The organism is Microbispora sp. NPDC088329 (assembly GCF_040685655.1).
GTDB lineage: Bacteria > Actinomycetota > Actinomycetes > Streptosporangiales > Streptosporangiaceae > Microbispora.
In genome coordinates this window covers 278,096-291,153 of the sequence record NZ_JBFBIP010000004.1, presented here as the reverse complement: position 1 = coordinate 291,153, position 13,058 = coordinate 278,096, and the positions used below count along the sequence as shown (strand labels likewise).

Annotated in this window: 12 protein-coding genes; 9 read left to right on the top strand and 3 right to left on the bottom strand. The window is 71.4% G+C overall.

The window, feature by feature from the left end:
- Positions 1 to 409 precede the first annotated feature (409 nt).
- Positions 410 to 772 carry a carboxymuconolactone decarboxylase family protein gene (locus AB0O28_RS11435; RefSeq protein WP_363638892.1) on the top strand — a complete coding sequence of 121 codons (363 nt, stop codon included), beginning with the start codon at positions 410 to 412 and terminating at the stop codon, positions 770 to 772.
- Positions 773 to 891: 119 nt separating this feature from the next.
- Positions 892 to 1,641, top strand: coding sequence for an SDR family oxidoreductase (locus AB0O28_RS11430; protein WP_363638890.1), 750 nt, complete (start codon positions 892 to 894; stop codon positions 1,639 to 1,641).
- 528 nt (positions 1,642 to 2,169) lie between these two features.
- On the opposite strand, the gene AB0O28_RS11425 is transcribed toward AB0O28_RS11430, so the two are convergent.
- Positions 2,170 to 3,213 (bottom strand): SIS domain-containing protein, encoded by a 1,044-nt coding sequence (locus AB0O28_RS11425; RefSeq protein WP_363638888.1) that lies wholly within the window; start codon positions 3,211 to 3,213, stop codon positions 2,170 to 2,172.
- An 89-nt stretch (positions 3,214 to 3,302) separates the two neighbouring features.
- Here AB0O28_RS11425 and AB0O28_RS11420 point away from each other — a divergent pair, with 89 nt between their 5' ends.
- The 5 genes from AB0O28_RS11420 (at position 3,303) to AB0O28_RS11400 (ending at position 7,894) form a co-directional block, all read left to right on the top strand.
- On the top strand, positions 3,303 to 4,076 hold the full coding sequence (locus AB0O28_RS11420; RefSeq protein ID WP_363638886.1) for an ATP-binding cassette domain-containing protein: 774 nt from the start codon (positions 3,303 to 3,305) through the stop codon (positions 4,074 to 4,076).
- A complete protein-coding gene (locus tag AB0O28_RS11415) occupies positions 4,073 to 5,089 on the top strand; it encodes an ABC transporter permease (protein WP_363638883.1) in 1,017 nt (338 codons plus the stop codon). The genes AB0O28_RS11420 and AB0O28_RS11415 overlap by 4 nt, the downstream gene beginning before the upstream one ends.
- Before the next feature lie 24 nt (positions 5,090 to 5,113).
- Positions 5,114 to 6,097: an ABC transporter substrate-binding protein gene (locus AB0O28_RS11410; protein ID WP_363638881.1), complete on the top strand. Its 984-nt coding sequence runs from the start codon at positions 5,114 to 5,116 to the stop codon at positions 6,095 to 6,097.
- 128 nt (positions 6,098 to 6,225) lie between these two features.
- Positions 6,226 to 6,990, top strand: coding sequence for a DeoR/GlpR family DNA-binding transcription regulator (locus tag AB0O28_RS11405; protein ID WP_363638879.1), 765 nt, complete (start codon positions 6,226 to 6,228; stop codon positions 6,988 to 6,990).
- Position 6,991: 1 nt separating this feature from the next.
- Positions 6,992 to 7,894, top strand: a complete 903-nt coding sequence (locus AB0O28_RS11400) for an ROK family protein (RefSeq protein WP_363638877.1) — start codon at positions 6,992 to 6,994, stop codon at positions 7,892 to 7,894.
- A 127-nt stretch (positions 7,895 to 8,021) separates the two neighbouring features.
- On the opposite strand, the gene AB0O28_RS11395 is transcribed toward AB0O28_RS11400, so the two are convergent.
- Positions 8,022 to 9,245 carry a nucleotide sugar dehydrogenase gene (locus AB0O28_RS11395; protein ID WP_363638875.1) on the bottom strand — a complete coding sequence of 408 codons (1,224 nt, stop codon included), beginning with the start codon at positions 9,243 to 9,245 and terminating at the stop codon, positions 8,022 to 8,024.
- 166 nt (positions 9,246 to 9,411) lie between these two features.
- Here AB0O28_RS11395 and AB0O28_RS11390 point away from each other — a divergent pair, with 166 nt between their 5' ends.
- Entirely contained in the window at positions 9,412 to 10,581 is a 1,170-nt protein-coding gene (locus AB0O28_RS11390; protein ID WP_363638873.1) for a glycosyltransferase, read from the top strand.
- Positions 10,578 to 11,759: a hypothetical protein gene (locus AB0O28_RS11385; RefSeq protein WP_363638871.1), complete on the top strand. Its 1,182-nt coding sequence runs from the start codon at positions 10,578 to 10,580 to the stop codon at positions 11,757 to 11,759. Before AB0O28_RS11390 ends, AB0O28_RS11385 begins: the two co-directional genes overlap by 4 nt.
- Before the next feature lie 6 nt (positions 11,760 to 11,765).
- Here AB0O28_RS11385 and ugpC read toward each other — a convergent pair whose 3' ends face one another.
- A complete protein-coding gene (gene ugpC / locus AB0O28_RS11380; RefSeq protein WP_363638869.1) occupies positions 11,766 to 12,986 on the bottom strand; it encodes a sn-glycerol-3-phosphate ABC transporter ATP-binding protein UgpC in 1,221 nt (406 codons plus the stop codon).
- Between the last annotated feature and the right edge of the window lie 72 nt (positions 12,987 to 13,058).

Sequence of the window (13,058 nt, the reverse complement as noted above, 5' to 3'; positions counted from 1 at the left end):
GGTCCTTACCCGCGGTCTTTCCACCAGGGCCCAACCTCCGCTTTGCGGGTCTACGAGGTAGTAGTGCCCGTTTTTTAACTTTCCATCTCACGGTAAGTCGGCGACGCGCCTTAAAACTAGACCGAATCTTTTCCGGATCTTGATTCCTCCTGTTATCGGAATTCCCCTCGCGTCACCGGCCGGAACCGGCGCCGGGCCTGTTGAGCACCGGACCTGTCGAGCACCGGGCCTGTCCGGCACGGAGACGGCCGGGACACCGGCCGACGGCGGCGGACGCACTTCTCATGGCGATACCCAGGCAAGGGCCGCCGGAAGCGGGCTCCCGTCATATCGAACGACCACGGCCCGGCCGGTGCCGGATAAGAAGATCATGTAACGGCTGACTGCCTCGAACACGACAACCTGATGCGTGCCGTCAGAAATCACCGTGGGAGGGCTGCCGAACATGAAGCAGGTCTACAAGGAGGACGGCACCGGCGAGGGACCGGACGGCTTCTTCGGCATGACGGCGGAGCGTATGTTCGCCGAAGTGTGGTCCCGGCAGATCCTCACGGTCAGGGAACGACGATTGCTGCTGCTCGGCCTGCTCGTCGGCCAGGGCATGGACGACATGCTCGAACTCCACCTGGACACCGCCCTGCGCTCGGGCGAGCTGACCCCGGCCGAGTTGCGGGAGACGGTCGTGTTCCTCACGTTGTACGCCGGGTGGCCCCGCGCCGCCCGGCTCAACGCGAAGGTCGAGGAGCTGATCGGCCGCACCGCCCAGATGTGACCACCGCGACCGCCGGAAGGCCCGGCGCCCGCGCGGGGACGGGCGCCGCCGGCCGGGAGGGAAGGCCGGCCGCGGGGCGGGCCGGACAAGGGGCCCCGCGTGGTGGGTACGCTGCCGTCATGCCCACCGCACTCATCACCGGCGCGACCGCCGGGATCGGCGCCGCATTCGCGCGCCGTCTGGCCGCCGACGGCTTCTCCCTGGTCCTGGTGGCCCGCGACGAGGAGCGGCTCGCCGCCTCCGCCGAGGCTCTGCACAAAAGGTACGGCGTGGCGGTCGAGGCGCTGCCCGCCGACCTGGCCGAGGAGGGGGGCACGGCGGCGGTCGAGGAGCGACTGCACTCGGGCATCGACCTGCTGATCAACAACGCCGGTTTCGGGCACCACGGCGGCTTCCTCGACACCCCGGTGGAGGACGAGGTCCGGATGCTGCGGCTGCACTGCGAGGCGGTGCTGCGGCTGACCCGCGCGGCCCTGCCGTACATGATCTCGAAGGGCCGGGGCGGGGTCGTCAACGTGGCCTCGGTCGCGGCGTTCCTGCCGGGCGGCACCTACAGCGCCACGAAGTCGTGGGTGGTGAACTACAGCGCCTCCGCGGCCAACATGGTCAACCGGCACGGTGTGCGGGTGATGGCGCTGTGCCCGGGGTTCGTGCGGACCGAGTTCCACGACCGGGCCCGGCTCGACATGTCCGGTCTGCCGCCTTTCGCGTGGCTGTCGGCCGACCGCGTCGCCGCCGAGGCGATGCGCGACCTGGCCCGCGGCGCCTGGGTGAGCGTCCCGTCGGTGCGTTACAAGGCGGTCGCCGGGCTGGCCAGGCTCCTGCCGCTCAACCTCGTCGGCCGCTTGGCGAAGCTGCGCTACAGGTGAGCACGCGGTGCGGTGACAGGATCGGCTAGAACCGCTTTCGCCTGCGATACCTCCCGCCGGCCAGAGGATCGGACACTGCTGGACGCCTTCTCGACCGGTGCTCTATGCCCCTCCCGCCAATCTTCGCCCCGTCGCATCGCCCAGAGCGGCACCTCGCGGCGTTGTCGTCGTCGCTCGTAGCCCCGCTACGAGTTCCCCGTCCGCCTTGCGATGCACCGCTCCGGACACCGCTCCCTCCGGGCAAACCTTGTCGGTCGCGGCACTGGACGATTCTCGCCCGCAGCGCCGGCGCCTGGGCGGAGGTAGGGCGACGCGCCCGCCGCTCAAGCATCGCCCGCTCCTCGTCTGTCAGTTCCACAGGCGCCGTCGGGCACTTCGCACCTCAAGCCATGCGCCAAGACCGCAGACAGCCACAGAATTCGCGACTCAGGACACTACTCGGCGGCGAGGCCTGGAGGAGTTGTTCTCCGCCTGCACGCACCCGACGGCGCCGGCCGTCCGGGTGCGTGCGTTCGCCGTTGTCTCTCTTCACAGGACGCGGGTCACGCGGCTTGCGTGGCGGAACACGCCCGGCTGCAGTCCGTTGTCCAGGGCACTCGCCACGCTCAGCATCTGTAGGGGAAGGATCTCGGCGACAGGCCGGGCGGCGCCGGTAAGGGCGGGGACCGCGAGGTTCACCCCCGGACCCTCTCCCGGCCCGATCCAGAGCACCTGCCCGTCGCGGTCGAGGATGTCCTGCGCCATGCGCCGGTTGAGTGGTGCCGTCGTCTGCTCCCCCGCCAGCATGACGGCTGTGAAGCGGTCGTCCACGAGGTCGAGCGGGCCGTGACGGAACTCGCTGGTGGCCAGCGCCTCCGCGTGCACCTTGCCCGCCTCCTTCACGAGCAGTGCCCCGGTGCGCGCCGACGCCAGCGACGGGCCGCGGCCCAGCACCACGAGTGTGCGGCTGGCCAGTTCCAGCGGGCGGACGGTGGCAAGGTGGTCGTCGAGGGCCTCGACGTACCGCCGTACCTCGGACACGGCAGGCGCGAAGTCTGCCGAATGATCCTCGCCGAGCGCGGCGTCCGCCAGGCGCATGCCGGCCACGATTGTGTTGATGTACGTCCCTGTGCCGGCCGTGTCGTCACGCGCGGCCCCCACCTGCAGGGGATAGACGACGTCCGCACGGCGGGCGAGCGGCGAGCCCAGGTTGTTCACCACCGCCAGGATCGCGGGGCGCTTCGGGCCGAGCGTCTCGAGCAGGGCGAGCACCTCAGCCGACTCGCCCGACTGCGAGACGACCACGAGCAACTTGTCGGGGGTCAAGAGGCCAGGCGCGTAGTTGACCAGCTCCGCGGTCTCGACGATCCAGGCGGGCACGCCGGCCGAGACGAGCCTCAGCCACGCCGGGTAGGACGCGAACGGCCCCGAGCCCATGCCGGTGAACACCACGCCGGTGTAGCGCGCCAGCCGGTCGCGCACCAGGCGGCCGACGTCGTCGGGGATCGGGGAGTCGAGGATCGCGCGGAGGGTGTGGACCTGTTGGACGATGCCACGCACGTACGGGGGCACCATGTCGAAGGAGGAGTTCACGCGGCAAAGTTATCACCTTTCTGTTGCTTCTAAATTTCTTCCTGTTCGCTTGTTGCCAGAAATGTCCGAGTGAACATAACCTCTCCGCCATGACATCCTCACCGGCAGAGCCGTTGCTTGAGGCGCGCAACGTCGTGAAGACGTTCGGCCACGTGCAAGCCCTGCGTGGCGCCGACTTCGCGGTCGGTGCGGGCGAAGTGGTAGCGCTGATGGGCGACAACGGCGCGGGCAAGAGCACCCTCATCAAGATCCTTTCCGGTGTCCAGCCCCCGACCAGCGGCGAAATCCTCATGGACGGCGTGCCTGTCGAGCTGCGAAGTCCCGACGCCGCTCGCGTTCTGGGGATCGAGACCGTCTACCAGGACCTCGCGCTCGCCGACTCCCTCGACGCGGCCAGCAACCTGTTTCTCGGAAGGGAGCAGATGCGCTCCGGATTACTCGGGCGCCTCGGCTTCCTGGACAAGAAGGCCATGCGCAGGGAGGCCGCGCGGGTCTTCGCTGAGTTGTCGGTGACGGTCACACCGGGCGGGCAGACGGTCCGCGGCATGTCCGGCGGCCAGCGCCAGGGCGTCGCCGTCTGCCGCGCCGTCATGTGGGCCAACCGCGTCGTCTTCATGGACGAACCCACGGCCGCGCTGGGCGTGGCCCAGACCAGGAACGTCCTCGACCTCATCAGGCGGGTGCGCGACCGGGGCATCGCGGTCGTCCTCATCAGCCACAGCGTTCCCGACGTGCTGGACGTCGCCGACCGGATCGAGGTGCTGCGGCTCGGACGGCGCGTCGCCCGGCTCGACGCGCGCGCCACGAACACCCAGGAAGTGGTCGCCGCCATCACCGGCGCGCACCAGGAGGAGATGAGATGAGCACCCCCAGCGCCGCCACGACGGCCCCCATCGCCGGGACGGAGTCCATGCGCGTCAGGCTGACCGGCCTCCTGCTACGTCCGAGCACGGTCACGTTCATCATCCTTGTCGTGATCGTCGCCGTGTTCGCGACCCTCGCGCCCGTCTCCTTCGCCAGCGTGGACAACGCGCGGGCCATTCTCACCGACGCCTCGATCCTGCTCGTCCTCTCCGTCGCGATCAACTTTCCGATGATCACGGCGGGCATCGACCTCTCGACCGGCTCGGTGCTGGTGTTCTCCGGGGTGCTGTCGGTCAAGGCCATGCAGGCAGTTGGTGGCAACGGCCCTGGAGTGGCCGTCCTTGGTGGCGTCGTCGCGGTCGGCAGTGGCCTGGCCTGGGGCGCGCTCCACGGCGTACTCGTCGCGTATGGGCGGATCCCGGCCTTTATCGCGACGCTTGGCACCCTCGGCGCGGCGCTCGGGCTCTCCTACATCATCACCGGTGGGTTCGACCTGCAGGACGTGCCGTCCTCAGTCACCTCCATCGCGTCGCAGCGCCTGCTCGGCGTGCCCTGGCTCGTGGTGGCGGCCGCGGTCGTCGCCGTCGTCTTCGGGGTGTTGCTGCAGGCCACCCGCTTCGGCCGCTACACGTACGCGATCGGCGCCAGCGAGGAGGCCGCCCGGCGCGCCTCCATCAACGTCAACGTCCATCTCGTGAAGGTGTACGTCATCGCGGGCGGCCTCACTGGTCTGGCCGGGTTCCTGTCACTGGCCAGGTTCGCCACCACCACCCTCGCCGGGCACGCCACCGACAATCTCCAGGCCGTCACCGCCGTCGTTCTCGGCGGCACCAGCCTCTTCGGCGGCACGGGCGCCGTCGTCGGCACCGTCGCCGGCGTCTTCATCCCCACGGTGCTGCAGAACGGCTTCGTCGTGACGGGCGTGACGCCCTACTGGCAGCAGGTCGCCGTGGGCGTCGTCCTCATCGCAGCCGTCTACCTGGACAAGATCCGCCGCAGCCGCTCCGTCTGAGCAGCCACACCCCGAAGGAAGCCCATGAAGCCGTCCCTACGTGCCATCGGACACGCCACCCTCATCGCGTCGGTGATCGCGGGCCTCGCCGCCTGCGGTGCCGCGGAACGCTCCAACGGCCCCTCCACGGCCGCCGCCCACACCGACATGTCCCTCATCGTGGGCAACCTCGGCGACGCCTACTACCAGTCGCTCATGTGCGGGGCAAAGAAGGAGGCCGCGGCCAAGGGCGTCGCGCTCGAACTGCTCGGGCCGAAGGCGTTCGACACCTCGCAGCAGGTACCCATCGTCAACGGCGCCACCGCGAAGAAGCCGGACGCCATCATCATCGCGCCGACCGACTCCAAGGCGCTCTTCCCGCCGCTCCAGCAAGCGCACCAGGACGGCTCAAAGATCATCACAGTGGACACGACGCTCGACGACACCTCGTTCCTGTCCTCGCAGATATCCGCCAACTGGACGCAGATGGGAACTCTCGGCGCTCAGGAGCTCGCCAAGGCGGTCGGTGACAAGGGCACCGTCCTGGCGATCTTCTCACCGCCCGGCGTCACCACCAACGACTTGGGGCGCAAGGCGTTCCTCGAGGAGATGACGAAGCATCCCGGAATCAAGCCGGTCATCCAGTACAGCCAGGGCGACGCGGGTAAGTCCGCCTCGATCGTGACCGCGGCGCTGGCCCGGTATCCCGGGCTGGCGGGAGTGATGACCTTCAACGGCGGCGACGCCGAAGGCGCGGTCACCGGTCTGCGCGAGGCGGGCAAGGCCGGCGGGATCGCCCTGGTGGCCGGGGGCGCCCGCGAATATCAGGTCGGGCTGCTCAGGGACGGCATCGCCAAGGCCCTCCTCGTCCCCGCGCCGTCGAAGATCGGCGCCGCTGCGGTGGACCAGGCGCTGGCTGCGGTGAAGGGCTCGGCCACGCAGCCGACTGTCGGCACAGACATCGTCGTCGCCACCCGCGACAACATGGACGAGCCCGCCATCGCCCAGTCGTTTTACGTGCCCTGCTGACCCACCCAGCGACAGCCGCGGGCGCGCCGACGGCGCGCCCGCGCAGCCGTGGGGGCGGCGGCCGTGCGCCGCCCCGCGTCCCGCCGACCGGCACTACGCTGGGCATGATCGCTCACTGAAGGAACGTGATGAAGAAGTCCGACCGGCACCGCCTGATCCTGGATGTGATCCAGCGCACCGGCCGCCTGCGCATCTCCGACATCGCCCGAGAGAGCGGCATGACCGAGATGACCATCCGCCGCGACCTGGAGGCCTTGGAGCAGGCCGGTGCGCTCAGCCGGGTTCATGGGGGAGCCGTCTCCGTCGTCTCGCAGAGCCACTCGCCGCGCTACCAGGCACGCATCCTCAGCAACGCCGAGAACAAGCAGCGCATCGGCAAGGCCGCCGCCGAGCAGATCCGCGAGGGCGAGACGATCATCCTTGACGCCGGGTCCACCACTGCGAACGTCGCCCGTGCCCTCCTCGGAAGGCGCAACATCCGCGTCCTCACCGTGGACCTGCGCATCGCCTCCGAGCTGGCCGACGATCCGGGCCTCACGGTCCTGCTCGCGGGCGGCGTGGTGCGGCCGGTGGAGCACACGCTGTACGGCGCCGAGACGCAGCGGGCGTTCGCGGAGTACAACTTCGACACCTACATCATGAGTGCGAGCGGCGTGGACGCGGCCAGCGGCGTCACCGAGTACAACCCCGACGACGCGTTCGTCAAGCGTTCCGCCCTGGCCAGCGCCCGCCGCACCATCTTGGTCGCCGACGGCGGCAAGTTCGGCGTCACGACGTACGCGAAGGTGTGCGGTCTGGACGACGCCGACATCATCGTCACCGACGAGCAGGGCGCCGCGACCGAGACAGCCCGCGCGGCCGAGAGCGCCGGCACCCGGATCGTGATCGCCTGACATGAGCCGGCCCGCAGACATCGCCGGCGTCGACGTCGGCGGTACCAAGATCGCCGTCGGCGTCCTGCACGCCGACGGCACCAGAACCCTCGTAGGGGTCGAGCCGACCGTCCGCGGCGCGGGCGAGGCCAACGCCGCCACCGTGCGCACCCTGCTCCGCCGGGCTTGCGACACCTTCGCCATCGCCGCCGTCGGACTTTCCGTGACCACTACGGTCGACGGCGACGGCCGCTTCCGCGACCTCACCTCCTGGATCGGCTGGCGCGGCTGGACGCCCGCCGACGTCCTCGGCGACCCGCCCCGCGGGCTCCGGGACGGCGGCTCCGTCATCGCCGCGAACGACGCCGCCTGTGGCGCCCTGGCCGAGTGGTCGCTCGGCGCCGGGCGCGGCGCCGACGACACCCTCTTCGTCAGCCTCGGCACCGGCCTGTCGCACTCGCTCGTACACGACGGCCGGGTGCTGACCGGCGCCCACGGCGGCGCGCTCTTCAGCGGGTACGCACCGCCGGCGCGCTGCCCCTGGCCGGCGTGCGATGCAGGCACCGTGGAGGACATCTGCTCCGGCCCCGCGCTGGCGGAGGCTTACCAGGGGCCGGGCGCGAGGGACGCCAGACCCGTCCTGTACGACGCCCGTGACGGAGTCCCCGCCGCCAGAGACGTCGTGGACCACGCGGCCTGGCACCTCGGCGCGTACCTCGCGGGGCTGGTCCAGTCCTACGACCCCGGGGTGGTGGTCATCGGCGGCGGGCTGGGCACCGGCGCGCCCGGCTACGTGGAGTCGGCCGTACGCACAGCCCGCGACCTCATCCGGCTGCCCTTCGCGTCCGGCGTTCCCTTCACGCCCGCGGCGCTCGGCGCCGACTCCGGCTGGCTGGGAGCCGCCCTCACCGCTGCTCACGCGTGAGACCCCGTGCGAAGGCCCGGTAATCGAGGGCCGAAAGGCCGGAGCTCGCCCGCCGACTGCGACGCGTCCAACTGGATGCACGCTCGCGACAGGCGGATTCGTCGGCCGGACACTCCCTACCGGTGATTCACAGCCGTTCGACGTTCGGGCCGTGGCAGCGGCCCCGGGTGTCGAAGACGAACCGGCTCGCCCGCTGGACCAGGTCGTAGTCGTAGCAGTCCTGCCCGCCGAGCACGACGACCGCGTCCGCCCTGGCCAGCTCCGCGGCGTCCGGCTCGACGACCTCGACCCCGGCCGGCGCGACGAGGTCCTCCGCCATGGGGTCGGCCGCCCGCACCCGGGCGCCGAGCCGGCACAGGGTCTTGGCGACCTCTACCGGCGACAGCCCGAGCAGCAGGATCCTGCTGCCCCTGATCGAGCGGCACCTCCGGTTCAGCGCGAGGCAGAGCCGGTCGACCACGTGGGCGGGCATGTGCGCGTTGACGTCGTTGGCCGCCTCGACCAGCCGGAATCCCCGCCCGGTGCCGCGCCGGATCCCCCACGGCAGATACGTCACGTCGAGCGGCAGGCAGGGCTCCTCCTGCCCGGGGGAGGGCGGCACGGCGGCCTGCGCGAAGGGCGTGGTGGCCGAGGCCTCGACCGCTTCCCACACGTCGACGCCGAGATGCGCGGCGAAGACGGACAGCTCGTTCGCCAGCGCCGCGCCGACGTGCGCGCGGGCGGTCTCCAGCAGTGCGCACAGCTCGGACACCCGGGGCGAGGAGACCGGGACGGTCTCCCGCACCAGCCTGCCGTAGAAGTCCGTCACCGCCCGCAGCGAGGCCGCGTCGACCCCCGAGACGACCTTGGGCGTGTTGCCGAGCCGCCAGCGCGGGTTGCCGGGCTCGGCGCGGTGCGGGCTGTGGCCGAGGTGGAAGTCACTGCCCGCGCACAGTCCCGACCTGCGCTCGAGCAGCGGCCGTACGAACTCCTCGGTGGTGCCGGGGTAGGCGGTGCTCTCCAGCACGACCGTCGCCCCCGGCCGCAGGAACGGGGCGATCCGGCCGGTGGCCGAGCCGAGCGGGGCGAGGTCGGGCGCGCCGTTCCGCATCCGCACGGGCGAGGTGAGCACGCAGACGTCGAACCCCGACGCGTCGGCCGCGTCGGCACTGGCCGCGTACCGGCCGGAGGCGTGCGCGGCGGCCAGCGCGCCCGCGCCGACGCCCTCGACGCACGGCTCCCCCGCGTTCAGCCGCTTGACCCGCCACTCGTCCTCGTCGAGGCCGACGACGCGGAACCCGGCCTCCACGGCGCGCATCGCCAGGGGCAGCCCGGCCCGGCCCTGGCCCACGACCACCAGCTTCTCCGCCACGCTACGACTGTAGGAGCCACCCCGCCGCCGCCCCCGGCATTGGCGGACGGGACGGCTGTAAGGCTTGGGTACGGATAGGGAAAAGTCTCTTCCGGCGGCGTCCGGGCGACCCGTCGGCGGTGGGACGGCGAGCTAGCTTCTCCGACATGATCAGGGAGGAGCCAGCATGAAACCGGACGACCGGATTCGTGTCATGGAGATAATCGCCCGGATGAACGTGAGCGGTCCCGCCACCCAGGTCACGGGGTTGTGCGAGCGGCTCAGCCCGGTGGAGTTCGACCACCGTCTGTACACCGGGTACGTCGACGGCGGTGAAGGCGACCACCTGCAGCTTCGCGACGTGATGATCCCGATCCATCGGGTGCCGGGCCTCGGCCGCGCGATAAAGCCCGCCGACGACTACCGGGCCCTTTTCCGGCTGACGAACGCGATGCGCGAGTTCCGGCCGCACATCGTGCACACCAGGACCACCAAGGCGGGCGCGCTCGGCCGCCTCGCGGCCCGGTTGTCGGGCGTCGGGGCGGCCCGGGTGCACAGCTACCACGGCCACCTCCTCGACGGGCAGCTCTCCCGCCCGAGGCGAGGCGTGTACGTCCGCATCGAGCGCCGCCTGGCGAGGATGACCGACCGCCTGGTCACGGTCGGCGCCCGGGTGCGCGACGACCTCCTCGCGGCGGGAATCGGCCGGCCGGAGCAGTACGTCGTCATTCCCCCGGGGGCCGGGCTCGGCCCGCTGCCCGAGCGCGCCCGGGCCCGCGCCGCGCTGGGCGTCCCGCTGGACGCACCGGTCGTGGCGTACGTCGGCCGCCTGAAGAAGGCCAAACGGCCCGACCGGCTCGCGGAGGTGGCCAGGGCGGTCCTGGCCCGGCTGCCCGGCGCCCGCTTCCTCGTCTGCGGCGGCGGCGAGCTGAAGGAGGAGGTGGAGCGGGCCGTCATGCCGATGTGGGACTCCTTCCGGCTGCTCGGCTGGCGCCGCGACGTCGAGACCGTGTACGCCGCGGCCGACGTGGTGCTGCTCACCTCCGACAGCGAGGGCACGCCGCTGGCGCTCGTGGAGGCCGGCATGGCGGGCCTGCCGGTGGTGGCCACCCGGGTCGGCAGCGTCCCCGAGGTCGTCATGGACCGCCGTACGGGTTTCCTGACCGAGCCCGACGCGGACGAGATGGCCGACCACGTCGTACGACTGCTGGTGGACCCCGGCCTCGCGCGGCGGATGGGCGAGGCGGCCCGCGCCTGGACGGGGCGGGCGTTCTGTGTGGAGCGGCTGGTGGCGGACACCGAGGCCCTCTACCGCGCCCTGCGCGGCGCGACGCGATCGGAGGTGGGCAGCCGTTGACACCGATTCCGGCGCCGGCGCCCGTGCTCGCGGGGGTGATCGCCTGCCTGCTCGCCGCCTCGGGTCTGCTCCCGGTGCGGCGTGCGATCCCCAACCTGACCGGGGTGACGCTCGCGGCGGCCACGGCGTGCGCCTCGGTGGGGGCTCTCGGCGTCGCGGACCCGCGGGTGATCGCGGTGTTGACGGCCGCCGCCGCGGTGGCGCTGCTCGGGCTCATCGCCGACGTGGGCGCGCTGCCGCTCGTCACGCGACTCATCGTGGAATCGGTGGCGGCGGGCGGAGTCGTGCTGTGCGGCGTGCAGGTGACGCTGACGGGCGACTGGCTGGACGGGCCGGTCAGCGTCATGTGGATCGTCGCGATGACCAACGCCCACGGGCTGCTCGACCGACTCGGCGGCGCGCTGGCCTCGGTCGCCACCGTCACCGGCGCGTTCCTCGCCGGGACGGCGCTCGTGCTGGGCGCCCCGTCCCTCGCGGTGCTCGCGGCCGCCCTGGCCGGGGCGTGCCTCGGCGCCCTGCCGTATGGCAGGAGGCGGGGCTGGGGCACGAGCAGAGGCACGGGCAGGGTTGGAGCCGGGGGCAGGGGTGAAGCCGGGGGCAGGGGTGAAGCCGGGGGCAGGGGTGAAGCCGGGGGCAGGGTGCGGCTCGGTCCCTCCGGCTCGTTGTTCGCCGGGTTCGTCCTGACCTGCACGGCTGCCGATCTCACGGCCGGGCGGGGCACGGGCGTGGTCGCGGCCGGCTTGCTGCTGCCGGCGCTGGCGGCCGTCCTGGGGGCCGGCATGTACGCCTCCCGCCGGGTGCGGCGGGCCGGGCCGGTGCGGCGGGCGGCGCCCGTCCTGTGTTACGTCGCGGCCGTCACCGGGACGGCCGGGCTCGCGGTCGCGCTCGGCTGGGTGCCCGCCGGGACGACGGCCGCGGTCACCGCCGCGACCGCCGCCGCGTTCCTCTCACACACGTGCCTCCGGCACGTCGTTCTTCATCCGCGCCTCCGGCACGCCGTCCTTCCGCGCCTCCAGCACGAGCTTTTTCATGCGCGCCCAGGTCACGATGGGGACACGCGCCGGGGGGAGATGCGGACGTCCTCCGGGGCGCCGCCGAGCGGCGACGAGCCGCGCGGGCGCGTGCCGCGCCCGCGCTCCGCCGGAAGTCCCCCGCCGCCCGTCGTACGGCGGGGGTGACCGGGCTCAGCGGCCGATGTTGGCCTCGTGGCCGATGGACAGGCCCGAGTCGACGTCGAAGAAGTGCAGGTTGTGGGTGTCGACCACCAGCTCGACCTCCTGCCCCGGGCGGACGTGGCTGCGGGCGTTGACACGCGCGGTCCACAGCGACTTGTTGCCGGTCAGCGGAAGCGTCGTCTCCTCGTCGTCGCCGTCGTTGGCGGCGGCCACGGTGTCCTTGTGCTCGACCGGCGGGGCGTCGATCGTGAACAGGACGTTGATCTCCGAGCCCAGCTCCTCGGTGACGTTGGCGCGGACCGGGATGCGGACCCATCCGCCACTGTTGCCACTGGCCGAACCGGCGTCCTCGAAGTCGGAGGGCCGGATGCCGAGGATGAGCTTGCGGCCGATGTAGCGGTCGAGGCCCGGCTTCTCGGCGAAGGTCGAGTCCGGGACGGGGAGGCGGTATCCGGCGAAGGACACGGCCGCGCCGCCGTTGTCGCGGATCAGCTCGGCGTAGGCGAAGTTCATGGCCGGAGAGCCCATGAAGCCGGCGACGAACAGGTTGACCGGGTCGTCGAACAGGTTCTGCGGGGTGTCGACCTGCTGGAGCACACCGTCGCGCAGGACGCAGACGCGGTCGCCGAGGGTCATGGCCTCGACCTGGTCGTGGGTGACGTACACCGTGGTGACGCCGAGGTTCTCGTGGAGCTGGTTGAGCGAGGCGCGCATGGAGACGCGGAGCTTGGCGTCCAGGTTGGACAGCGGCTCGTCCATGAGGAAGGCCTGGGGCTCGCGGACGATGGCGCGGCCCATCGCGACACGCTGGCGCTGACCACCGGACAGGGCGGCGGGCTTCCGCTTGAGGTACTGCTCCAGGCCGAGCATGCGGGCGGCCTCGCCGACCCGCTTCTGGATCTCCGGCTTCGACATCTTGCGCAGCTTGAGGCCGAAGGCGAGGTTCTCCTCGACCGTCATGTGGGGGTACAGCGCGTAGTTCTGGAAGACCATCGCGATGTCGCGGTCCTTCGGAGGAAGGTGGTTCACGACGCGGTCGCCGATGACGATCTCGCCGCCGCTGATGTCCTCCAGGCCGGCGATCATCCGCAGGGCGGTGGACTTGCCACAACCCGACGGGCCGACCAGCACCATGAACTCGCCGTCCTTGATCTCCAGGTTCAGGCCGTTCACGGCCTTGACCCCGCCCGCGTAGATCTTGTCGACGTTGTTCAGAACGATAGAAGCCATGCCAGTCCTTCGTGGTTCCCGAGACATGAGCAAGTGGATACGTTTTCAAGACTGTCCCGTGAAATACCGTCT